Source organism: Halogranum roseipondis (genome assembly GCF_059695585.1).
This window is the reverse complement of record NZ_JBUEED010000008.1, coordinates 288,064-312,198: the sequence shown is the minus strand read 5'-3', so window position 1 is coordinate 312,198 and position 24,135 is coordinate 288,064. Positions and strand designations below refer to the sequence as shown.

At 57.1% G+C, this 24,135-nt stretch carries 19 protein-coding genes; 5 read left to right on the top strand and 14 right to left on the bottom strand.

Annotation, left to right across the window (positions count from 1 at the left end; translation table 11 throughout):
- Positions 1-187 precede the first annotated feature (187 nt).
- Positions 188-1,582: an SLC13 family permease gene (locus EOHIBHHM_RS25355; RefSeq protein WP_497258895.1), complete on the top strand. Its 1,395-nt coding sequence runs from the start codon at positions 188-190 to the stop codon at positions 1,580-1,582.
- Here the strand turns inward: EOHIBHHM_RS25355 and EOHIBHHM_RS25350 are convergent.
- The 7 genes from EOHIBHHM_RS25350 to EOHIBHHM_RS25320 form a co-directional block, all read right to left on the bottom strand.
- On the bottom strand, positions 1,555-2,688 hold the full coding sequence (locus EOHIBHHM_RS25350) for a 2-methylaconitate cis-trans isomerase PrpF family protein (RefSeq protein WP_497258893.1): 1,134 nt from the start codon (positions 2,686-2,688) through the stop codon (positions 1,555-1,557). The two genes, EOHIBHHM_RS25355 and EOHIBHHM_RS25350, sit on opposite strands and share 28 nt — an antisense overlap.
- A complete protein-coding gene (locus EOHIBHHM_RS25345; RefSeq protein WP_497258891.1) occupies positions 2,689-4,197 on the bottom strand; it encodes a tripartite tricarboxylate transporter permease in 1,509 nt (502 codons plus the stop codon).
- Positions 4,198-4,728, bottom strand: coding sequence for a tripartite tricarboxylate transporter TctB family protein (locus EOHIBHHM_RS25340; protein WP_497258889.1), 531 nt, complete (start codon positions 4,726-4,728; stop codon positions 4,198-4,200). It lies immediately after the preceding gene.
- Positions 4,725-6,149 carry an FAD-dependent tricarballylate dehydrogenase TcuA gene (gene tcuA, locus EOHIBHHM_RS25335; protein WP_497258887.1) on the bottom strand — a complete coding sequence of 475 codons (1,425 nt, stop codon included), beginning with the start codon at positions 6,147-6,149 and terminating at the stop codon, positions 4,725-4,727. The genes EOHIBHHM_RS25340 and tcuA overlap by 4 nt, the downstream gene beginning before the upstream one ends.
- A 28-nt stretch (positions 6,150-6,177) precedes the next feature.
- Positions 6,178-7,197 carry a Bug family tripartite tricarboxylate transporter substrate binding protein gene (locus EOHIBHHM_RS25330; protein WP_497258885.1) on the bottom strand — a complete coding sequence of 340 codons (1,020 nt, stop codon included), beginning with the start codon at positions 7,195-7,197 and terminating at the stop codon, positions 6,178-6,180.
- An 85-nt stretch (positions 7,198-7,282) separates the two neighbouring features.
- Positions 7,283-8,047, bottom strand: a complete 765-nt coding sequence (locus EOHIBHHM_RS25325; RefSeq protein WP_497258883.1) for an IclR family transcriptional regulator — start codon at positions 8,045-8,047, stop codon at positions 7,283-7,285.
- 756 nt (positions 8,048-8,803) lie between these two features.
- On the bottom strand, positions 8,804-9,013 hold the full coding sequence (locus EOHIBHHM_RS25320; protein WP_497258881.1) for a hypothetical protein: 210 nt from the start codon (positions 9,011-9,013) through the stop codon (positions 8,804-8,806).
- Between the two features lie 819 nt (positions 9,014-9,832).
- Between EOHIBHHM_RS25320 and EOHIBHHM_RS25315 the strand changes: the two genes are divergently transcribed.
- Positions 9,833-10,918 (top strand): polysaccharide deacetylase family protein, encoded by a 1,086-nt coding sequence (locus EOHIBHHM_RS25315; RefSeq protein WP_497258879.1) that lies wholly within the window; start codon positions 9,833-9,835, stop codon positions 10,916-10,918.
- Between the two features lie 61 nt (positions 10,919-10,979).
- Here the strand turns inward: EOHIBHHM_RS25315 and EOHIBHHM_RS25310 are convergent, their stop codons facing one another.
- Positions 10,980-11,855: a universal stress protein gene (locus EOHIBHHM_RS25310; protein ID WP_497258877.1), complete on the bottom strand. Its 876-nt coding sequence runs from the start codon at positions 11,853-11,855 to the stop codon at positions 10,980-10,982.
- A gap of 622 nt (positions 11,856-12,477) precedes the next feature.
- Here EOHIBHHM_RS25310 and EOHIBHHM_RS25305 point away from each other — a divergent pair.
- On the top strand, positions 12,478-12,756 hold the full coding sequence (locus tag EOHIBHHM_RS25305) for a twin-arginine translocation signal domain-containing protein (RefSeq protein WP_497258875.1): 279 nt from the start codon (positions 12,478-12,480) through the stop codon (positions 12,754-12,756).
- Here EOHIBHHM_RS25305 and EOHIBHHM_RS25300 read toward each other — a convergent pair.
- The 4 genes from EOHIBHHM_RS25300 to EOHIBHHM_RS25285 all read right to left on the bottom strand — a co-directional run bounded on the left by EOHIBHHM_RS25300 (position 12,739) and on the right by EOHIBHHM_RS25285 (position 15,262).
- Positions 12,739-13,167 (bottom strand): rhodanese-like domain-containing protein, encoded by a 429-nt coding sequence (locus EOHIBHHM_RS25300; protein WP_497258874.1) that lies wholly within the window; start codon positions 13,165-13,167, stop codon positions 12,739-12,741. The two genes, EOHIBHHM_RS25305 and EOHIBHHM_RS25300, sit on opposite strands and share 18 nt — an antisense overlap.
- An 82-nt stretch (positions 13,168-13,249) precedes the next feature.
- A complete protein-coding gene (locus EOHIBHHM_RS25295) occupies positions 13,250-13,627 on the bottom strand; it encodes a DUF411 domain-containing protein (protein WP_497258872.1) in 378 nt (125 codons plus the stop codon).
- A 523-nt stretch (positions 13,628-14,150) separates the two neighbouring features.
- On the bottom strand, positions 14,151-14,930 hold the full coding sequence (locus EOHIBHHM_RS25290; RefSeq protein ID WP_497258871.1) for a DUF4396 domain-containing protein: 780 nt from the start codon (positions 14,928-14,930) through the stop codon (positions 14,151-14,153).
- Between the two features lie 122 nt (positions 14,931-15,052).
- A complete protein-coding gene (locus tag EOHIBHHM_RS25285) occupies positions 15,053-15,262 on the bottom strand; it encodes a DUF7972 family membrane protein (RefSeq protein WP_497258869.1) in 210 nt (69 codons plus the stop codon).
- Positions 15,263-15,392: 130 nt separating this feature from the next.
- On the opposite strand from EOHIBHHM_RS25285, the gene EOHIBHHM_RS25280 reads away from it, so the two are divergent.
- A protein-coding gene (locus tag EOHIBHHM_RS25280; protein ID WP_497258867.1) for an IS630 family transposase occupies positions 15,393-16,522 on the top strand; the annotation gives its coding sequence in 2 pieces (ribosomal slippage) (positions 15,393-15,828 and positions 15,828-16,522; 1,131 coding nt in all).
- A gap of 456 nt (positions 16,523-16,978) precedes the next feature.
- Positions 16,979-18,421 carry a multicopper oxidase family protein gene (locus tag EOHIBHHM_RS25275; protein WP_497258865.1) on the top strand — a complete coding sequence of 481 codons (1,443 nt, stop codon included), beginning with the start codon at positions 16,979-16,981 and terminating at the stop codon, positions 18,419-18,421.
- Positions 18,422-18,889: 468 nt separating this feature from the next.
- Here the strand turns inward: EOHIBHHM_RS25275 and EOHIBHHM_RS25270 are convergent, their stop codons facing one another.
- A complete protein-coding gene (locus EOHIBHHM_RS25270; protein ID WP_497258863.1) occupies positions 18,890-22,327 on the bottom strand; it encodes a molybdopterin-dependent oxidoreductase in 3,438 nt (1,145 codons plus the stop codon).
- Entirely contained in the window at positions 22,324-23,928 is a 1,605-nt protein-coding gene (locus EOHIBHHM_RS25265; RefSeq protein WP_497258861.1) for an NADH-ubiquinone oxidoreductase-F iron-sulfur binding region domain-containing protein, read from the bottom strand. Before EOHIBHHM_RS25265 ends, EOHIBHHM_RS25270 begins: the two co-directional genes overlap by 4 nt.
- Positions 23,929-24,135 lie beyond the last annotated feature (207 nt).

Below are 24,135 nucleotides of genomic sequence, written 5' to 3'. Positions count from 1 at the left end.
TTTCCATCCGAGCAGCAAATCCCTCTTTGATTCGCTGTTGGGCCATGTTCGCTTCAAGTTCGGCGAACACACCACGCAGTTGGAATAACGCCGTCTGACTGGGTCGTCATTGCGAAAACTGCCCGGTATCTATCGAATCGATTGCCGGAACCATCTGATTTTAGTTCAAATAAATAGGAGGATAACCGTGACAAGCGACATCTTAGATCGCAGTTCCATCTTTGGGCTTGTCGGTGCTGTCGTGATCGTTGCTGGCGGACTAATAGCCACTCCGCCAACTGGAATGACAGATACTGGTCTCACCGCAACAGTAGTATTCCTTGCGACGCTTCTCCTGTGGCTGACCCGCGCTGTTCCATATGTAATCTCAAGCGTCACTGCAGTCATGCTCCTCTATGCACTTGGCGTCTCAAATTCCGTCCAAGATGCTGCATCTGGGTTCTCTTCTTCGCTCGTTTTCTTTCTACTCTTACTCTTTCTGTTGGGAAACACGATTTCCGAAGTAAATCTAGATACCCGACTCGCAGACCGCCTCCTTGGGTCCAAAGATTCCCCAACGCATGCACTTCAATCGCTAACGGCGGCACTACTCTCTCTTGCTGTTTTTATGCCCTCGGCTGCGGCTCGGACCGTGACACTAATTCCCGTAGTTCGTCGTCTTCGGACTTCTTTTGATCTTTCCTTCAGCTCTGACTTCTCGCAAACTGCTTTTTTGATCCTTGGCCAGGTAAATCCACTTGCATCCGTTGGGCTCATGACTGGCGGTGGTATGGCTGTAGTCACTGCTGGACTCATTCACTCGCTCGTCGGTCCCCTCACGTGGGTAGAATGGGCCCTATACATGGCCCCTCCTGCAGTGGTCCTATATCTGCTCGGTGCGGTTTCCGTTTTCACGCTCTATCCACTCAATTACCCAGATATTCCGAAACCGACGACAAAAGACACTGCCACTGGCTTCAACCGTGACCAACAGATCGTTGCCGCTGTGATGTCTGGAACCGTCCTTGCGTGGATCATCGGATCTTTCCTTGGTATCCCTACGATTCTTCCGGCTGCTGCGGCAGTCCTTATCCTTGCACTCCCCAAGATCCGGATTATCCGTGCAGATGCTGTCGAGGATGTAAGCTGGAACGTGCTCTTTCTCATCGGCGCAATGTTTTCGTTACTCGAGGCACTCACGAATACGGGCGTTGTGGAACTGCTTATCAACCAAACCTTGGAGACAATCCCGCTTCACGCTCTACCAGTGTTCGCAAGCGTTGGTATTCTTCTTCTGGTCGCAGTCGCCGTTCGTACTGTGTTCTCTACTGGGTCTGCGGCGCTGCTCGTCGTTGTTCCTTTCGCGCTTCGGATTGGGGAGGAACTAGGTGTGAACCAACTCTACCTCTCATTCGCACTCCTCATCGTTATTGGTGGAACCACGTTTCTTCCGTTCAACACGACCTCCGCTCTGCTCGCGTACGAAGAAGGGCCACTAAAACAGAGAGAGGTTGCTCGGTTCGGCGTCGTAACACTCCTTCTCTCGTTAGGAGTTATCGCTACCGCATGGCTATTCTACTGGCCGTTTGTCTCGAGCGTGTAGAACGCCTGACCCTCCATTAGGCGTCGGTGTGTACGCGAGACCGTTACACACTCTACCTTGGTGTCATCGTTGACGCTGGCTTCGATCGACATCTTCCCTTTCGGATGTCCTAACTGGACTGTTTCACTGTCGGGAACATCTGCGACCTGGTTTGGAATCGTTCCTTCAAGTAATGTAGCGGCTGCAGTGCACGATGCGCCTGTTACAGCATACACTGGGTGAAGGTACTGCATGCTCATGATTCGGGCTGTAATGTCGATCTCCGATTCAGTAACGTGGCCTGCAGTGGCTTCGTAGTCGGTTGGTGGCGCGACGAACGCTATCTTCGGAAAGCCAGGCGATTCGACGGTTGCATCCGCAGGAGAATCGACGATGTCGAGTTCCGCACACACGGTCGCTCGAATCTGCTCGATCCGGGTAAGGAACTCAGGGTTGTTATCGATGTCTTCGGGCAGCTCCGTGCCAGTGACACCGAGATCAGATGCTCGGATGAAAACAACGGGAGTTGTAACGTCTAAGACCGTCATCTCGACAGACTTGTCACCGAAATCAAGTGTCGTTACCCGTTCGTTGAACGGAAAGAGCCCTTCTTCAATTGTGCCGGCCGGATCGTAGAACGTCGTGTCTATCCGAGCGCCAGTACCAGGGACACCGTGGATCTTGTGATCGCCCACAGCAGCTGTACGACCGTCGACGACTTCGAAGGATTGGTCGATACGTGTCTCTGTGTTCTTATTATAGAGCGTAACTGTTGTTTCACCGTAGTCGGGGACATCGACCATATTTTGGTCGACAGCGAACGGCCCAACGACAGTTGTCATGTTTCCGCAGTTTCCTCCATAGTCGATGGTCGGCTCACGGACACTGACCTGACCAAACTCGTAGTCTATGTCAATGCCATCGCGATTACTCTCTTCGATGATCATCAGTTTCGATGTCGTCGACGTTCCGCCACCAAGTCCATCGATTTGACGCTCATCAGGACTGCCGAACAGCGAGAGGAGCGCTGTATTGGTGTTCTCTTCTGGGAGCTCGTCGCGAGCGACGGCAACTCCCTTGCTGGTACCTCCGCGAACGAGGGCGCACTGCAGTGAATTCTGATCCATTTAAGCGTTTGAGGTTGAGCCGAATTGTTGTTTCAGCACCGGACCGAGATACGGCCCGACAATGATCACTACCGTTGCGACGATCAGCAGTAGTCGAAGGGGGGTTGCGAAGAAGATATCCAAACTTCCGTTGCTAAGGGAGAGCGATCTGGAGAGATTTTCCTCCGCAATGGGACCAAGAATGAGTCCCAGAAGGAACGCAACGATGGAGTAGTCGTACGACTCCATGAAGTACCCAATAATCCCCAATGCGAGCACGACGAACACGTCGATATAGTTCGAATTGAGCGAGAACGCGCCTAAAACGGACAGCACGATAATGATGGGAATAATCACAGAGGTGTTCACCGTCGTCAAGTAGCCTGCCCACCGAACGACGAGGAGGCCGAGGGCAAAGACGATGAAACTACACACGACGAGTGAGACGAAAATCGAGTATGTGAGGTTGATCTGTGCGCCGAAGAGTGCCGGTCCAGGGCGAATCCCGTGAAGCATGAGCGCACCGATGAGGACGGCGGTTGTGGTGCTCCCCGGGATACCGAACGTCAGTGTCGGAATTAGCGATCCGCTTACTGTCGCGTTGTTTGAGGACTCCGTGGCAATAATACCTTCCTCGGCACCGTTTCCGAATTTTTCGGGGTTGTTAGATGCACGTTTTGCTTCCCCGTACGCGATAAACGTTGAGACAGACCCTCCGGACCCTGGAACTGCACCAATAAGCAAACCGATGACGGAAGACTTGATGAGCGTGAGGGGTTTTGAAAGGACCGTCCGAATACCCGATCGGACGCTCCCTCCGATGTCAACATCTCCACCACGCGAAATCGTCCCGCCCTGCTTACTCAGACGGAGCATCTCCGAAACTGCGAAAATCCCAATGAGGGCTGCGACAAAACTGATTCCGTTGTGAAGGCCGAGCTGACCAAACGTGTATCGCTGTGTTGGGAGCATCGGTGCGATCCCAACAGTTGCAAGCATCACGCCGAACCCGCCCGCCATTGCATCTTTTAGGAACGATCCTTCAGAGACGACCATGATGAGCGAGAGTCCAAGGACTGCGACTAAGAAGTACTCGGGCGTCCCGAACAAGAGGACGATTGACACGAGTACAGGAAGGATCGCGAGAACGGCCACTCCACCGAGGAAATCACCGATGGCTGAGGAAACAGCTGAGATAGTAAGTGCGTCGACAGCACGCCCTACTCTCGCCATCGGATAGCCCTCGAGCGTTGTCGCTGCTGCAGACGCGGAGCCTGGAACATTGAACAGAATTGCAGAGATGCTGCCCCCGTACATGACCCCATTGTATATTCCGATGAGGAAGATAATCGCGGTGATGTCCCCCATCTGGAGTGTGAATGGTGTCGCAATCGCCAGGGTAAGTGCACCTCCGACACCGGGAAGACCACCGCCGATGATACCGATAAAGACACCGAGCGCGAGGAGCGCAATTCCCGGCCATGAAACCACCGTTTCGATTGCGTGGAAGAGTACACTAAGGTCTGCCATTTAGAGTCCTCCAGTAACGATGTCAAGGTTCATGAGCGCAACGAAGACGAAGGCAACCCCGGTGAGTGCGATGGTGATAATCGCTGTCACCCACCACTTCTGACCCGTGTAGACGAGGTAGGCGAGTGCAAAAATCGGAGTTACCCAGAATAGTCCAATGGCGTACCCAAGGAGGATATACCCTGTAATGAGCGTACCAAGGACTAGCATGCGGATTAGGTCTTCATTCTCCGCATTGTCTTCACTCATCTCCGTCTCTGATGTCGACGACTCATCGGCATCAGAACCGCTGAGTACAACAGCGTCATCTCTGGTGAATTCGTAAGGGATGACGTTGTTTAGGACGCGAAGCGCGGCTGCGACCAAGACGAGTCCAGACGCAGCCTGTGGAAAGAGGCGTGCTGCCGGTGGGAAGTCGTAGGCCGTGACGAACATATACACGGCAAGTGTGACTAGCAGCGCGGCGAACACATGCTCGCCGCTGACCATATCGGCAAGTCGATCCGTCACCGAGGATTTGGATGTGCTCATTCTTGAATAAACTCGTTAGCTGATTCGGCCGCAGTTTTCCCGTACACGGCCGCGTTCATCTGACCGGTTCCGCCAGGGTAGTTGTCGAAGAACAGTCCGCCGGTACTGTTCCCAGCAGCGTAGAGTCCCGGAATCGTCTCGCCGCGACTATCGATGACTTCTGCGTCGGTGTTGGTCCGGACACCACCGAAGCTGAACGTGATACCACCAGTGACGGCGTATGCGTAGTAGGGAGGCTCGTCGATGGGGAGCGCCCAGTTCGTCTTCGGGGGTGTAACGCTAGTCGCTTCATTCCCGTCAAGAACCTCTGGTTCAAACTCACCTGGGTCGCAAGCAGCGTTGTACTCTTCAATGTTTTCGACAGCCGTCTTAGGGTCACCACATCCGACTTCGTCCAGAAGATCAGGGAGATTATCCGCGACGATGGGATCCGACGGTCCAGTCGCGCGAAGGAGGTTGTGAACCTTCGAGTCGACGACAATGTACGCGACGTGATTTGGTTCCTCAAAGATGAGACGGCCGAACTTCGCGTAAGTATGTGCACGAGCGTCCTGACCTTCGTCGACAAACCGTTCTCCTTCGTCGTTCACGATGACGCCGTACTGGTAGCCGTCGACACGGTTTGCACCACCAGCGACGTCCGGGCTAGCAGCGTCAATAAGTGCCATATGGGCACCGCCCCACTGACCAACGAGATCAGCACCGACGTCGCTGGCTGCTTCAAGTGCTTCGCCAGTGTTGTATCGACTGCCACGCACTTTCATCGCGTCATAATCACGTCCATAGTACCGAACGCGCTTTTCGTCACTCGAACTGTATGCGCCAGCTGCAAGGACAACGGCGTCAGCCTCGAACCGAACTTGGCCATCGTCAGTTATCGCATCCACACCGACGACGCTACCATCACTATCTCGATGGAACCCACGAGCTTCAGTCTTGAAGTGGAAGTCTGCACCTTCGTTTTCAGCAGCTTCAGTAACGGTATCAACATAGTCTTCGCCATCGAACCACGTACGCGTCACGGTATAGCCAACGGCAAGAGGTTCCATCTGCCAATCAACGCCAGCGGAACCGGTGAGCCACTCAAGGGTATCACCGGCGTTTTCGGCGAGATAACGAGCGAGGTCCGGATCTGCCCGGTCGCTGGTCTGATCGAGAATATCTTCGTAGAACTCATCAGCAGTGTAGTTTTTGATGTCGAACTCGAAGCCATACTGTTCGAGGTCAGTCCCAACGGAGGGGACACGGAACGACTCGCTGAATCGAGTGTGTCCGCCCTGATGTTCACGGGGAGCTTTCTCGAGGACGGCAACAGTACGGTCAAGTTCCGCAGCGCGGAGTGCGGTCGTGAGGCCAGCGGTACCACTACCGACGACAACAATATCGTAATTGTACGTATTAGTGTATCCAGATGCGTTCATTGTATGATTTAAATGATGTGTTGGAATATTATTCGCCGCGAAGCTTCGACATGTCGACTTTATTCGGGATTGTGTTGATGGAGTTCACTAAGGCCTTCTTAGCACGTTCGTGAGAACCATATTCGACAATATTTCCGGTCTGCTCTGACCAAGTCTGCACTTCATCGGTTTGGAGTGCAGCCTTAACACCCTCTGCGAGCGTATCGCGGACATCCGTCGGCGTTTCGGGCGGTAAGAACATGCACCGAGTGAGCTGGCCGATGTAGTCGATGCTTTCGAAACCAGCGTCCGACGGGGATGGTGCCTTAGGGAAGACAGAGCTCCCCTCACTCGAGAGAATCGAGACAGCCTCGAGATCACCCGATTCAACGGCACTCTGCGCGGCAGTGTCAGTAGTTGCGACGACGGGGACTTCACCGGAGACAGCCGCTTTGATCGCAGGTCCAGCGCCGTCGTAAGCGACATATTGGTCGTAGTTCAGGCCGTAGTCATTCTTCATCACGATAGCAGCGAGGTTGACGATACCACCGCGTCCAAGCCCTGCGAATTGCTTGAGATCTCCAGACTGGTAACGGTTGACGAGATCTTTGAGGCCCTCAATGTTATGCTCCGGGTTCGCAAAGATTCCGTAGGGCGTTCGGGCGTACGTACAGACGGGCATGAGCTTCGTCATATCCCAATCCGGCTGGTGTACAAGGTAGGAGATCGGCGTGGACGGAGGATTGAACCCACCGAACGTGTATCCCTCGGGATCGGAACGGAGGATCTCAGCAGCCCCTTTCAGCGAGGCAGCCCCTGGTACATTTTCGATTGCGATCCCAGTATCCAGTTCGTTGGAAACTTGGGGCATAATCTTCCGAGCGTAGGTGTCGGTACCGCCACCCTGACTGAAAGGGACGATATAGGTGATGTCTTCACTAGGGTATTCGCCACCGCTACTCTGGAGTTCGCTCTGGATCGCGCTGCAACCCGAGAGTGCTACGGTGCCGGCACCAGCTGCGGCGATAAAGCCACGGCGTGTCGTAGTGACATTGGTGTCATGTGCCATGCACCGGACGTTCGAGTTTTGACTAATAAGGATAACGATGATGCTGGTGATGAACCACCGATGGTTGCATTCACGAGAGGTGACGCTACTGATACTCTAATCGAAGCTGGAGTTCATTCGTCACACCCAAGAGGAAGTTCGGGAGCTCAGAACGAAATTTTTCTCCTTTGATGCGGTGTGCAGGTCCCGATATACTTACTCCACCAATGACAGTGTCATCAGCTAGAATCGGCGCACCAACAGCTCTCAGTCCTCCGATCGACTCCTCATCACTTACTGCGTATCCGCGTTCACGAATCTTCTGTAGTTCGTCAAAGAGGTCCTCCCGGTCTGTGACCGTGTTTTCAGTTAATGCTGGGAGGCCGTGCTGGTCGATGATTTCTGTAACACGACTGCGCGGGAGATGAGCGAGAATAGATTTACCTGCCGAGCTGGCGTGCAAGTTTATTCGTTTCCCAATCCGAGAATCAGCTCGTACGGCATTGTTCCCAATCGCTGTATGGATGTATGTACCTACACCGTGTTCTTCGACGATGAATTGAGCACGCTCACCGGTTTCTTCGGCTATTTCTTCGATTTTCGGGATTGTTGTTCGAAACTGCTGGTCTCGGATTCGAACGTCTCCACCTTTGTCGAGGAACGCCATTCCTAGCTTATAAGTTCCGTTCTGTTTGGTGAGGTAGTCCTCGTTTTCAAGCGTTTTGACATATCCATGAACAGTACTCCGCGCGAATCCGACTTCATCGGTGATTTCACCGATAGTAAGAGCTTCTCGTTCCTGAATTATATCAACGATTTCTAGGGCGTTTTCAAGCGTCTTGAGAGAGCGGCCAGATCCATTCCGGGGCATATTAGACCATTTCATCAGGCACCTCAAAAGTATTCACGATTTGTGAATCCCAAGAGAGAGTTATTTCATGCCCATAGAAGCCGAATTGGGGATAGATGGGGCTAAGAGACGTTCACACAGGTATTCAGATTTCGTGAATTATTTCGGAGAAAATGATGCAGTTAGGTCTGAGGAGAAACAATTCATGGACCATCAATACGCAGATTGGCGATAGTATAGACCCGGATACACCCATATCCGAAGATTTACAATGTTCATCCTCATTAACGTGTAGTATACATGATAGAAACAGGATAATTTCGGCTGAATGAGATGGGGAATTTTTGACTGGGGGAATATTCCACAACAATCAAGATGAATATATCTCGCGCGCGGTCCGCGACATTGGTAGAGCATAGACAGCGGAATACATCTGATTGGCAAAGAGTTCGTGTTGAATAGCGTCTTGTGAGCGTTAATGGGCCACCTTATTTCATAGGAACAAGTCATAGTACTGTAATGGCAGATACAATCTCAACGCTTCCGTAGCGCAGTAGTTGAGACCGGTGCTCTCAATGCACACAGTGTGGTCGGCTCCGACAGTGTTCAAAATGAACCTCCTCGACTGGACTAGTAGAACTGTTCCCTCCCACACCGAGACGTGAATTAGAGTCCTGTCGTGTAGTCGGGGATCACGGTGTTGAAGACTAGAAGCGCCCACTCGCGACGCGTCAGCGACCAACTCCTCGGGGATCGTACCTGTTCAAACTCTTCTTTTCACCGAGGCCCGGATTTCTGGTGCCAGAGCATCACATCCCGTGTCGCGACCACAATCGCGACGAACGCCGTGATCTCTATCGGGCCGCTCCGTTCGACGAGCACGGCCAGCGACGGCGCGATGTGCTCCCCCGTCCCGATGGCCAGCGACCCGGGCCCCCAGACTGCCCCGTACCAGGGCGCCTGGACGACCTCGATGACGTAGCCCATCGGCGTGTTCACCGACCGTGAGACGTCGTCTTCGCCGTGATTGTTGCAATCGATCGGTAGCGTTGGTGGCCCAACAGGAAGACCAGTGTTCACTGCGCGTCTGGGCTGCTCGCGGCCCGAACGCATACCTCTCTTGAGGTAGGTGTAGCTATATGGGAAACCTCACCAGTTCGGGATCGATCCAACGCCTCGCCGTACTGACGCTGCTGTCGATGGTAAGTGGTGGAGCAGGATTTTGGCTCTGGCGAAGGCAGGCACCACTCTCACAATGGTCTCGAGAACACACTGAACAGCGGTTTAACTAGTGATACTCACCACGATCTTCCGGCCCGTTACGAGGAGACTTTTCGGCTGAACCTCACAGTTCTCCAAGGCGGCACCCACGAGTGTAGTCGTGGGAGAAGTCACTAATACATACGGACGTGTGAGGGATCGGGTTGAGGTTGCTGTTGTTCAACTGAAGCGGTAGCGCGGAGTCCCCTTCCTCAAGAAACGAGCGAAGCGAGTGAGTAGGGAGGGGAGGAGCGATACCTGTGGTACTCTCCCCTGAAATCAGGGAGAAGTTGCTAGCACAAAACCTATACCAAATGAACGGGTTTCGCTCACAAAATGAAACAAAATAAGAGGTTGTGTCGAAGAAAATTTATTAGTGTCCTATCATTAGCATCGTCGGCGCTTGTTGCTGGGTGTATGGGTGGCGGTTCGGATACTGACGAGACGGTAACTACGACAACCGAGACGACTGCTCATCAGACCGAGACAACGGAGACATCGACACCTGAGTCGTCGCAGTCAGACGACCCTGGGTCACCACAACCGATGGAACCAAGCGCTGCGGCGTTCGAAGATCTCTCGTTCTGGCAGGCACACGCGAACGTCAATCTCACTGCCGACGAAGACACGGTCTACACTGGTAGCCAATCTGCACGCGTTGAGAACGCCAGTGGAACGATCGTCTGGGAGTTTCCGGTGCCGGTTGATTTGTCCACCAAGGACATCTCACTCGCGGTCAAACTCGATAAGCCGGAGCCGACGAATCTTCGCATCTGGTTCACTGACACCGCGGGCAACGAGATTCGGCTCATCCAGCAGCTCAATCAGAACCACCCGAACACGTGGATGCGGGTCAACCCCTCGATCAACTCCGTCGATGGTGATCTCGGATCGATCGAGTCGATATTAATCACGCTCGACGGTGACGGTGCGAATAAGCGCTACTGGCTAGACGACATTCGGTTCCACGAGAAGCAGACGAAGACGGGGCAGGTGATGCTCTCGTTCGACGACATCTCGATTTCGGTCTACGAGGACGTCTTCCCGATCATGCAGGAGTACGATCTCGAGGGCGTCGTGGCTGTCCCGCCGGACATCATCGGCAACGACAACCGGATGAACCAAGAGCAGTTAGACGAACTGAAGAAAGCCGGCTGGGAGTTCGCCAGCCATGGAAATGACCTCCAGGCGCTGTACGGTCTCAGGCGCTCCGCCCAGAAGAAGAAGATCGAACGTGCAAAGCGACTCATGAAGGAGCGCGGGCTCGGCGATCCGATCGCGTTCATGTATCCTGGTGGTGGGTGTGATGAGCACACGGTCGAACTCGTCCGCGAACATCACAAGCTCGGTTACCTCGCGTTCAAGGGCTCCGAAAAGGGGCTCTCACAGTCGGCGCTCATGGGACCGATGTTCGTCAACCGCTCGCGGCCGAATTCACCCGAGGCAGTTGCGAACCAACTCGAAGTGGCCCATGCGTACCGTGGGATGTACAATCTCTATCTGCACTTGATCGGTGGCGATGCCGAGAACTCGAAGAACGAGTTCCGCGAAATGTGCGAGCACATCGCCAGTTACAGGAAGCAGGGAAAGATCGAAGTCGTCCAGCCTTCGGACGTCGTTCTGAACGGGTAGATCATCTTGGTCGACCCTTTCTACTGGAGTGTACGAGTTACTGACGACAGAACCTAAACTGCTACTCTTCGCCGGGATTGACTGTAATGACCGGGACTGGTGCTGCGCGAGCGATTTTCTCTGCAACACTTCCAAGGAGAATGCGATCGGTGCCGCGTCTGCCAGTGGTTCCAAGCACCACGACATCGATCTCGTTGGCGTCGATATACTCAAGGATTGCTTCTGCAGGCGCCCCGTGTTCGATGTGCGTGACAGGGTTCGTGATGCCGTACGTGTCTGCGGTGGCAACGAGGTCGTCGATGGCGTCACTCGCGGCCGTCTCACCACCCGTCTCAGCAACCGCTGAGCGGGCGTCGAGTCCGAACAACGTGTCGCCGTCAACGACTGAGAGTGCGTGTGCGGTTGCGTCGAGTGTCGCTGCAAGCGAGAGTCCATGTTCAGCGGCGTGCGTCGCACCCGAACTTCCATCGGTGGGGACGAGAATATTCTCGTATGGAAATACGAGTTGTTCATCGGGTTGCATGCGCGCGGTCAAGACAGGTACTGACGAGAGGCGGATGACCTTCTCGGTTACGCTGCCGATGAGATACCGGGAGATGCCTGTCCGCCCGTGTGTCGGCATCACGATGAGATCGTGGCCGTACCGCTCTGCATACTCGACGATCGTCGGTGCTGGATTCCCCTGAACGACATCCGTCTTATACTCGACACCGAGTGACTGGAGTGTCTCTGCTGCCTCCCCGACGATGTCATCGCCCTGCTGGACGAGTGTATCGACGGTTCGTCCTTCGACGACGGTTACAGAGTCACGTGCGGTGTCGGCGACGAAGAGCACATGTACGGTGGCATCAGTCCAATTTGCAATCTCACCGACGTGGTAGAGGACGGCCGCCGCGCCATCGCTCCCATCGTACGGCAGCAGGATATTCTCGTACATTATCTGTAGTAGAGACTAGACTCGGAGATCGCTAATGGTTTTGCATCAGACAGTGCGTTAAGTGGTGGAGTGCACTCAATTCGTGCCGTGAGAGGTTGACCGGGACACTCGTAGCGATTAGCGGAAGTCTTCGTACTGTTCAACGTCACAGATTTCCCACCCTCAAAATCTGCGTGCTGAATAGAGGGTACGGTATTGCATCGTTTATTTGTGAGTGGAACGAGGAATCCAGATATGCGTAGCCCTCTCCATTTCCTTTGGAACACCCGAGTCCTCGGGAGATACCTCCGATTTCGGGTTGCACTCTTTGTAGCTGGCTTGTTAGCAGTGGGATGTGCAGTTTTAGCCCTCGAAATTGGTGGTGTGACTGGTATTGTGACTCTCTCGGGGTTGATTTTCTTCACTCTGGTTGCGCTTGCTGTCGTCTTCGGATTCCGCTGAGCGCACTCTCTGAGTGTTGCACGCAGATATAACAACCCACTGAAGGTAAGAACAGCGATGTCTGAATCCTTTTGCTAACTCCGATCGGCACTAGTCGACCAACAGGTTGTAGCGGGACCATCACATTCACCTCCATATCTGGCCAGAGAACACACGTGAACCTCGTTGTGAAGTGGTTTCTATGTGGGCCCGTGCTACGAGGTCTGACTTGACTCGACGGCAATTCTTGGCAACGAGTGCCGTCGGAGGCGTGGTTGGCACGGCTGTAGCTCCCCAGTCACGGAATTTACAGAGCAGCGTGAGTGGCCACCAAACGTTGGTGACCCAGCGGGAGTCAGCAACCCATCCAAGAGTACGGATTTCGTCGATGTTCGAGGGTCGATCTACATTCCGTCACGAGCGTACAATATCTACCAAATCTGGCAGTATTACGGCCCCGAAATCAGCGAACGCGATCTGACGTATGCGACGCGGACCCTGTTCCAGGACGAGCGATCTGGACGACACTGTCGGTCGCTTCGATCTCGTAGGCTGGGTGGACGCGACCCCAATCGTCCATCCCTTCGTCGATGGACGTCGTATCGAAGCCGTGGTCAGGGAGGAAACTCGCAGCACGTGTCGAGGTGATCCCACCGCCACAGACGACGACAATCTCTTCATCGCCCGGGAGATCCTCAAGGTGCTCTTCTGACGTCGAACGGTTGTGATCGAGCAGTTCGTCGTAGACAGGGAGGTTCGTACTTCCCCGAACGCGCCACTCCTCGTCGTCTTCTTCGTTTCGGACGTCGAGGATGAACGGATCCTCGTCGTTCCTGTGGACGCTTCGAGCGACCGCCGATGGGTGGACATCAGTTATGTCTATTTCACCCAACGCTTGGTGCTTGGGTCCACTAAGTTATGTGGCCAGAGTTCAGAATCTACAGTATCGAAAGTAGAAGTTGCTAAGTACTCGATCAGAGCTCAACGTACGTCTCTTGGGCTTGCTTCCCACCAATTGCGTAGACAGTCCATGGCCCCTGTTTCGTTCCACCCATACCAGGCGTCCCGGTTGGCATCCCGGGGAGTGCGACGCCCTCGATCGCCGGTTTCTCCGTGAGGAGCTTCGCGATTACCTGTGCCGGAACGTGTCCTTCGACGACGTAGTCCTCCAAGACGAGCGTGTGACAGCTACGGAGGTCTTCGGGGACGTTATACTTCTCTTTGATGCGAACGATGTCCTCGGGGACTGTCTCAGTGAGTCCCCCGTCGATATTGTCACGTAAGTACGACGCGTACTGCTTACAGCATCCGCACCCAGGTGCGTTGTACTGCTGAGCATTCGCGACTGCCACGTTCTCTTCGAGCTCCCAGCTACGCGTATTGGACGACCCGAGACAACCTGCAACACCGAACACACCGGCAGTTGCCAACGTACGGACAGCAGCTCGCCGTGTAAATGGCATCGACTGCCCAATCTTGGCGAGTGATTAAAACACCTGTTACTTGTTGAAGCTTGTTGTAGGTGGTCTCTTTGTTCCTGACCTTTCTCTTCGACGCTCGATTTATAAGCGCCTTACTTTGTTTTCTGGTACTGCCTTTCAGGGTTCAGGCACTTGGTTCGAGTAGTTCTGAGCAACGTTCCGCTCGTTTTGCGAATACTCTCCTTCAATCCCCTGCTTAAACCTCGCTTCAACCCGTATTCTGTAAAGCTGCATTACGAAGCTATGTCTGTAATCCAATAGCGGAGATGTTTAAAGCCTACTCGAGAAGGTGAGTAGGGGGCTTCGGTTATACTGAGAGAACACTGATTAACGACGTCGTCTATCTTCGAAGGCGGCACCGCCTACTCTTCACCGCACTTCGCTTCGGGAATGATTAGTCGTCTGATGCACTCTGTGCTCCCATCTTCGCAGGGTTGCTCATGCCTTCTTTCACCCCGAAGTGGACGAGCGCGACGTTCACGGGCCACGCGACGAGGAAGCCGATAGACAGCGAGAACGCAAGTGCAGACCAGAACAGGAGATCACCCATGTGTGCCTCGGCAGCAAGCAAGAGGTCGGTTCCAATGGCGAAGATCTCCATGACCGTGATCGAGGGAGTCTCGCTCAGGAGAGCGTCCCACGTCGCTTCTGTGAAGCCCACCCCATCCTGCATGAGTGGGCCGATCGTCAAGGCGTAGCCGAAGAGGTACGCGAACCCGAAGGTGACCGCTGCGACCCACCCGACAGTGAGCGCGAGGATCCCTTGAGCGAGCGTGATACCGACGACTTCACCGGCGCCACAACCGGAGTAGCAGTGTGCAGTCGACCGAAACCCACGTCGCCACAGCGAGTCGTGGGAGATCTGCGTTCGGCCCGAGTACCAGTAGATCGCCAATCCGAACGGACCGGAGTACAGGACGACGAGCGTCCAGACTGCCTGCATCAGCGATGCGATCGCTTGGTTGTTCTTCCGGAGATCCCACCAGAGAACACCGACCGAGACGAGAACGAGTACGGCCCAGATCCCGACCACGGTCGGACTCGAGAGGATCGGCCTGATGACTTCTCGTGCCGGGGCGAACGCGTGCTCGATCTGTTTGACGATACCGGACAACCAGCCACCGGACGCTAACGGGACTGCTGTCTCGGTTGCAAGCGGCTGCTGGGCAGGCATACTCGTCTTCGCCTACGTGTAGCTCTTTTAGGTGAGTTGTGGCCGATTGCAAAGGACCCGTACTGTTCACCAAGAGAAGTATCTCGTTGTGGCACAAATGTGAGGATAGTGACGACGAGTACCTACCGAAGGAGTTCGGTTAGAGGGACGGGACTCACAGAACCTCCAGCAGTCGATTCGGCTTCGTCTCGATACTGTTCTGTCTGCTGTATCCGTTGATACGGCTCACCTGGAGACCCGAGTTCCCGAGAGAGTACTAGCTGAGTGATAGAGATGACCACGGTGATGAGTGTCAAACTCTCTCCGATTAGCGGACTAAAGAGGAAGTTCATCGGGGTCAATAGCTGCGGTGAGAGAACCCCGATAAACGATAAAAGCACTAGTGCCGCTTCAGTCCTGAACTGCTAACTATATCTCCGTAGAGAGCGTCTCTCTAGTATTCAGCTGTGTCTGAAGCCCATCATGCCACGAACCCAACAGTACGTTGTCGATCTCTCCGCTGACGAACGAGCTGAACTCGAAGCAATGCTAGCCGCAGGGACGCACAAAACACGTGTTCTCACGCGTGCACGCTGTCTCTTGCACGCCGATGACGGCTTGACTGACCACCAAGTCAGTCAAGCCGTTGGCTGTCATCCAGCCACGGTTGGACGTGTTCGGAAACACTACACCGAGGACGGCCTCGCGGCGATTCATCGCCGCAAGGCCGACCGTGTCTATGAACGCAAACTCGATGGTCGCGAAGAAGCACACCTCATTGCCTTGGCCTGTAGCGACCCACCAGAAGGACGGTCTCGCTGGTCGCTTCACCTTCTAGCCGAACATCTTGTCGCACTCAACGAGATCGACGTTGAGTCGATCTCTCACGAAACCGTCCGACAGGTGTTAAAAAAACACGGTTGCACCCTCACCGATCAAAATCGTGGGTGATCAAACCCGAACACAACGCCGCCTTCGTCTGCCAAATGGAAGACGTTCTCGACCTCTATCACGAACCGTACGACCCAGTTCGTCCTGTCGTCTGCTTCGACGAGAGTAACAAAGTGCTTCACAAGCACGTCCGTGACCCGCTCCCGGCCCGTCCGGGAGCGGTCGCTCGGTACGACTACACCTACGAACGAAACGGCACGCGGAACCTCTTCATGATGAGCGAGCCACTCGTCGGGTGGCGACACGTCGAGGTGACAAAGCGCCGCCGCAAGCAGGAGTTCGTTCAGCAAATGCAGGCACTCGTCGATGAGCACTACCCGGATGCCGACTGCATCCGGGTGGTGCTCGATAACCTCGATACGCACAAAGCCTACGCCTTTTACGAGTTTCTCCCACCTGAAGAAGCACACCGTCTGCTCAGGAAGCTAGAGTTCCACTTCACACCCAAGCACGGGAGTTGGCTCAACATGGCAGAGATTGAGTTCAGCGCACTCACCACAGAGTGTCTCAACCGACGACTCCCCGACGCAGCGACCCTCCGTGCGGAGGTCGCTGCGTGGGAACGCACTCGAAACGCGGCTGATTCCACTATCGACTGGCAGTTCACGACCGACGACGCACGCATTAAACTTCGTCAGCTATATCCAACAAATCACGCTTGAAGCGGCACTAGCACTGAAAGTATCGACAAGAGAAATATTCCGACAATCGTCAGTCGTTCCCTCGAGCAGAACCCAGCGAGGGAACGTCTCTCGCGAGCGAGTCCGTTGAGCCGTGTCCGATGAGCTGCTCATTCTGCTGTCAATACTCGACAGGTTAATCGCGGGCCTCACAGGATGATTGTGTCTAATAGTGGGATGGATGTCCAAAAATACATCTGCTGTCAACTCCTATCTCGAAACAATGACCCTTAGCAGCGAAAGGATAGCGACCTCCCCCGAGATGAATCCGTGCGTCACGGTCCTCGACGGAGAGACCGATTCTAATGAGCGAACTAATACGCCTTGTTCGGTGGGAGAGTATGGCAGCGATACGACTTACTCGCTCACCACAACTCAACGAGTCCGCCATTCAGTGTCGACAGCCCTATCCAACCACTCCGGAACTTCGGGTCGAAAATGAAACCGAATTTGACTCGACGGCAGGCGTTAGCCACCGGTGCGATCGGACTCGCTGCGATATCTGGCTGTGTTGGACTTCCGACGATCGGTGATTCCAGTGGCCCAAGTCGTCCTGATAGTACTCCACTACCTCCTGATTCGGCAGATAAGACGCAGACGATACGCGCGACAGTAGGTGAGTACAGCCCTAGTAGAGAGTCACTACCGACATGGCTGTACGACGACCAAGTCCCCGGACCCGAGATCCGAGTCTCTGAGGGGTCACGCCTCCGCGTGGACGTAACGAACGACCTTCCCAACGATGCAGAGACGACCGTCCACTGGCACGGCGTCCCAGTCCGCAATCCCGCTGACGGTGTTCCGGGAATCACACAAGAACCGATCGCCGCCGACGAGACCTTCTCGTACGTCTTCGACGCGACACCACCAGGAACGTACTTCTATCACAGCCACGTCGGACTCCAACTCGAACGCCAACTGCTGGGCCCACTCATTGTCGAGGAGCAGTCACCCCACGTCGACTACGACCGCGATGTAATCGTGTTTCTCAACGACTATCTGACCACTGCTCCGAAACCCGAATCTGAGTGGCGAAACAGCAGTGGTGGCTCTGGTGGCGGCATGGGAGGTATGGGCGGCATGGGCGGAGGAGGGGGGATGATGTCGACGTGGCGACCGCCGTATGCCGGCCATCTGGTGAACGGTCAGGGTCCGAACTCACCCACGGAGTTCACCGTCTCCGAGGGTGAACAGATTCGATTCCGGTTCATCAACGCGAGTGGTGCGACGACGTACCGCGTCGGTATCGGTGGGCACACGATGCGCGTCTCACACGCCGACGGTCGCCCAGTCGACCCCGTCGAAGTCGATTCGTTCGTCTTCGGAGCTGGCGAGCGATACGATGCAATCGTCACGGCGGACGAACCTGGAACGTGGGACATTCAGGGCATCCCCGTCGACGGAAACGAGTCACCCGCCCGTGCGCTTCTACAGTACGATGGCGCAGAAGCGACGACGCCAACCGAACCGACGTTCGAGGGCCGTCGACTGCAGTACAGTGACCTGCAGGCGCGCGAGTCGCTCGAGGCGTTCAGCGGTAGCCCCGACAAACGGTTCGACTTGACGCTGTCTACAGGGTCCGAAGCTGGGTCGTGGGTCATCAACGGCCAACAGTTCCCTGATACAGACCCGCTGCAGATTCAGGAGGGCGACCACGTTCGAGTGCAACTCAACAACCGAAGCGCGATGCTCCACCCGATGCACTTACACGGCCACTTCTTCCGGGTCGGAGACGCTCTGAAAGACACCGTCATCGTCCCCTCCCACATGGGCAGTGTCACCTTCGACTTCGTCGCCGACAATCCCGGTGACTGGCTGTTCCACTGCCACAACGCCTACCATCTTGAGGGAGGCATGGCGCGCGTCTTCGAGTATCGATAAGAATCCCGCCGACCCTCTGCTTCGAACAAATCCTCTCTGAGCATTTACTTCTTCTAAATTACACTATCGGCGCGCGAAGACGAGTACAAATAGAGCTAGCTAACAGACGGCGCTAAGATGAGCAAAAGTCGGATAAACCCATCACATCACGACTACGATTCTGTTAATTTTGCTTTTTATAGACTGTTCACCTCACTGTGCGCATTTCCGGACGGTGCAACTAATGAGGATTGATGAGGGATCGAGCTCGGCCTCGTCGTTGCGAAGTTGATCGTCGTCTGCCTCGGTCCCCTCAGCGCGTACCAGGGATTTCGCGCGTACTGACGAAAGCAGAGCAGTCGAACAGTGTTCGTCGCAGTAGGGTTCGCGCTGCTTCCCTCCGGTTCAGTTCTTGGAAGTGAACTCTACGATATTGTCCATCTCTCGGTCTTCGCTTCGGGGATGGTCCGCCGCTCGATAACCGACATCTCAGTCGTCGCCGGCCAACGGTTCGGAGTCGCCGTCAGCTAGCTCGTCGAGTGACGTCGGCTTTCGGTTGGGGTCGGAACCGAGCGGTTGCAGACTGACGTTCGTCACCTTGTACTGGGGGATCTTGCTCGTCGGGTCGAACGTCTCCTCGGTTAGTCTGTTGACGGCGCCGTGGACGAAGTGCATCGGAATGAACAGCACGTCGGGCCCCGACGTCGCCTCGACGTTCGCCTTCACGACGATGTCGCCCTGTTCGGACTCGACACGCACGTACTCACCGTCTGCGATGCCGAGTTCCTCGGCGGCGTCCGGGTGGACCGTGACGAAGCTCTCGCCGACGTGTCGCATCGACGTCTCGACGCGGCGAGTCATCGACCCCGTGTGCCAGTGGTAGAGCACGCGGCCCGTCGAGAGCGTGAACGGGTACTCCTCACTCGGGGTAGATTCCTGCTCGTCGGGCATCGACGACGGGACGAACCGCGCCAGTCCGTCGTCGAAGTTGAACTCCTCGTCGTAGAGGTACGGCGTGCCGGAATGATCCTCGTCCCAACACGGCCACTGGAGACCGTCCTCCTTCGCCTCCAGTCGCTCGTGACTGACGCCACCGTAAATGGGGACGAGGTCGTTTATCTCGTCCATCACGTCGGTCGGGGTCTCGTAGTCCCACTCGACCCCGGTGTCCAGTCGACCGACGAGGTTCTGTAGGATGTCCATGTCCGTCCGGGCAATCCCGGGCGACTCGACGGCCGGCCGAACGAGTTGAACCCGCCGCTCGGTGTTCGTGACGGTGCCGTACTTTTCGGCGGCCGAGGCGGCGGGTAGCACCACGTCGGCGTACTTCGCCGTCTCGGTCATGAACAGGTCCTGCACGACGAGGAAGTCGAGGGCTTCCAGCGCATCGTCGGCGTGCTGGACGTCCGGCTCTGAGACCACGGGGTTCTCGCCGACGATATACATCCCGTGGATGTCCGTGTTGCCGGGGGAGTACCCCTCTCGGGCGTGCGGATCACCGGTCCCCCGCTCGCGCTTCTCGCCCTCGGCGTCGTCACTGCCGGAGGAGCCCCCGTCGTGGTCGTCCTTCTCCGCGTCGTTCTTCTTGACGCCGGGGATGGCGCTGAACATCTCGGTGACCCGGAGGCCGACCGTCCCCGGCGGCCGAACGCCCCACGACTCCTCGAACTTGTCGAGGACGTCCTCGTCGTCGACGGGCTGGTAGCCCGGTAGGTTGTTCGGGATGGGGCCCATGTCGCCGCCGCCCCCTTGGACGTTGTTCTGCCCGCGGAATGGCGAGAGGCCCGACCGAGGCTTGCCGACGTGTCCACAGAGCAGCGCCAGATTGGCGATGGCGAGCGCGTTCTTCGTCCCGTGGGAGTGCTGGGTGAGGCCCATCGCCCAGCCGTAGACGCACGTCTCTGCGTTCGCGATGGTCTCAGCCGCGTTCTGCAGTTCTTCGGGCGAGACGCCGGTCATCTCCTCGACGGCGTCCGCCGTATACGGTTCGACGGTCTCCTTCAGGTCCTCGAACCCCTTCGTTCGCTCATCGACGAACGCCTCGTCCTGCAGATCGTTCTCGATGATGTGGCGCATCATCCCGTTGAGCCACGCGATGTCCGTACCGGGCTTGGTTCGCGTGTACTGGTCGGCATGCTGGGCGATAGTCGTCTCCCGCGGGTCGAAGACGACGAGGTCCGCGCCCGCGCGGACGTTCTGGGTGATGCGCGTCGCGAGGACGGGATGACTCTCGGTGGTGTTCGACCCCGTGATGAGGTAGGCGTCGGTCTCGCCGATATCCTCGTTGATGCGGTTGGTCATCGCGCCGTACCCCACCGTTTGCTTGAGCGCGGCGACCGTCGAAGAATGACAGAGCCGCGTGCAGTTGTCGACGTGCGGGGTCTCCAGCACCTGCCGGGCGAACTTCTGAGCGAGGTAGTTCTCTTCGTTGGTCGCCTTCGAAGAGGAGGTCACCGCAAGCGAGTCCGACCCGTGCTCGTCGCGGATGGCGGTCAGGCGCTCGGCGATACGGTCGAGCGCCTCGTCCCACGACGCTTCGCGGAATTCGCCGTCCTCCTTGACAAGCGGCGTCTCCAGTCGTTCGTCGGAGTTGACGAACTCGTAGCCGAACTTCCCCTTCACGCACGTCGAGAAGTCGTTGGCGGGCGTCTGCTCTGGTTCGGCCGGCCGAGTGGCGAGGACCTCTTCGCCTTTCCCGTAGAGGTCGAATCGACAGCCGACGCCGCAGTACGTACAGGTCGTATCGGCGACCGTGAGCTCACGCTTCCGGTAGGCGCTAATGGCCTGTGCGGCGTCGAACAGCTGGCCGATGGTCAACGTCTCCTCAGCGACCGCTTCGGCGGTGTGTTCGACCGTCTCGGCGGCGCTCCGTGCGGCCTTCTTCGGGAGGTCCGTCGCCTGCTGCTTCGCGTCGGCCATGAACGCCGCGACCCCGGATGGTTCGTCGCCGTCAGTTCGCGCCGCGCCGTCCTCGGTGCCGACCTCCGGTAGGTCGCGATTGGGCTCTTCGGCCGTGTCGGCCGTCTCCGCGGGGACTTTCTCGTGGACCGTCCCGATGGACACCTTCTGGGTGAACCCGGGCAGCGGGATAGTCGTTGCGTCCGTGAGCCCCTCCTCGACGAGGCTCCCCGTCGGACAGACTGTAACGCAGTGTCCACAGGAGATACACGTCGACTCGGCCATCGTGTCGGCCTCGGGCTTCTGGAAGTCGATGTGGATGTCGTCGCCCTGACCGGACATCCGAAGGACGCCGGCGTTCTGGACGTCGTTGCAGGCCTCGACACAGCGGTTACAGAGGATGCACTTGTTGCGGTCGATCTGGATAACCGAGGAGTCGTCGAGGGGTGCGTACTCGTCGCGGTCGCTGAACACGCCGTAGCGGGGTTCGTTCACGCCGTGTTCGATAGAGGTGTCCTGCAGTTCACAGCGGCCGTTCTGTCCGCAAGTCGTACACCGCAGGTTGTGGTTCGAGAGCACGAGGTCGAGGTTGACGTCTCGGGCCTCCTCTGCGTCGGTGTCGTCCGTGCTGACCGAGAGACCGTCCTCCGCCGGGAAGCTACAGGACGGCACCATGCCGTGGTCGTCTGTCTCGACCATGCACGTCCGACAGGTCCCGCGCGGGCCGATTTTGTCGGTCTGCTCGGTGTCGCGGTCGTAGTAACAGAGCGCCGGAACGTCGGCGTCCGTGTCAACGGCCTCGATAGCGTCGATGAGCGTCGACCCCGGCGGAACGGTGACCGGTTCGCCGTCGACGGTCACCGTCGTCGCCTCGTCGCCTGCGGTTCCGACTTCGGGGTCGTTGGCCGTTCCCGTCTCGAACTCGTCGGTCAGCGGCGTCTCTGACTGCGGGTCGTCGACGTTCGGGACGCCGGGAGTCGCGTCGGTGGGACTGTGCTCGGTCGGTCCGGGGTCGTCGTGCATACTCATGACTGGGATACCTCGCAGCAACCGCTGGGACAGCGTCCGTCTGCGTGAGCTTCGAACTCGGTCTCGAAGCGGTCGACGGCCGTCCGGACGCTACGGGCGGCCGACTGACCGAAGTCACAGATACTTGAATCGCCTACCGTACGGGTGAGTTCACGTATCATGTCGTCGTCGTAGGTACCGTTGTAGACATCGCGAAGTAGCTCGAGGAGTTGCTTCGATCCCTCTCGACAGGAGAAACAGCGGCCACAGTTCCCCTCGCTGGCGAATCGGACGCGCTCGCCTACGTTCGCCACCACACAGCGGTCGTCGTTCAGCAGTTCGACTGTGCCCTCGGTGCCGAGACCAGCGTTCGACAGTGCGAGCGCGCTCACGCCGTGGTCGAGTGTGGGGGAGAACCCGCCGAACTGACCACCGACGCAAGCCCTCTCGAAGCTGCCCTCAGTTTCTACGGCGTCTCGGACTGCGGCCAGCGACCCGCCGGTGGGGAGTTCGACCGTCGCCGGCGTCTCGACATCTCCCGTCACGGTGACCACGCGCGTCCCCGGGTCGGCGTCGTCGTCGTCGAACGCATCGGGTTCGGTGAGGGCCCGGTGTATCTGGGCGAACGTCCGGGGAGTGTGGACGACCGTCGGCCGACCATAGAGCCCATGGCGCGCAGGGCCAGGCGGGCGGAGCCGTGCTTCGAGCCGGTCGTTTCCTTCCAACGCCTCTAGGGCCATAGTGAACTCACCGGCGATGTACTCGTCGGGTCCGGAGACGACCTGTGTGGTGTCTGTGCCATCCGATCCGTCGGCCATCGTGTGGGCTGCGTTGCGCACCCGACGGCGTGCCAGTGCATCGGCTTCGTTCGTGTAGACGACTACGTCGCTCGGATCCGCACCCACGAGTTCCGCGACGGCGAGCGCACCGGCGAGGACCGTTTCTGGCGACCCCGAGAGCAATGTCCTGTCGGTTTCGTTGCGGTCGTCGCTCTCGTTGGCGTTCACCACGACGACCGGGTCGCCGGTCGCCGCGCGGACCGTCTCTAGCGTCTCAGCGACGGGAGCGTCACGGCTGGCGTCGCCCCGCCCGCGCCCCAGAAGACCGATGTCCCGAAGGCGGTCTAACGTCGCATCCGGAGTTTTGTATGCTCGGGACGGGACGGCGGTTGCGTCAGAACCGGGCGAAACCCACCCACATCGATCGAGAACGCGACGACGACCAACCGAGAGTGGACCGTCCGGTGGCGCCGGTAGCGATGTGATGTCGGGGTCGTGGTCGACAACCCACGTGGCGTCGGTAGCATCGATGTCGCCCGACGCTGCGACCTCGGCGAGCTCCTCCACACGGTGAAGTGACGGACGAGAGTGGTAGGCCGTCCGTCCGCCGTGGCTGATAAGTACGAGCGGTTCGAGGGCGCGGACGCCGGTCGACCCCACTTCCCGGACGTCCGCCCCGTCGACACTTCGGACGGTATCTAGCAGTTGGCGACCACGCGCCGTAACCGTCGTTCCCTCGTTGCTTGCGTGGGTTGCCTGTCCGGTGCTGGCCGGGTACTCGTCGCGGCCGACCGTGACGCGGATTACGGGAGTGTCGTTCGAGCGGGTGGGTGAGTCAGTCATGATGAGATCGACTACGCGGTAATCGGTTGAGCCACTCTTAGCTACTGTACCGGGTAGGAAAAGCACTGGGGCCCCTGGCGTTCTCGGTTGGTTTTTCGCGGATTCCCTTCGACTGATACGGATTCCGTCCGGAGCCGCGGTCCAACGCCAGTCTTCGTCGGTCCCTCGCTTGCTTGAGGAGTACCGCTGCGTAAGGGGAGCCCGGCC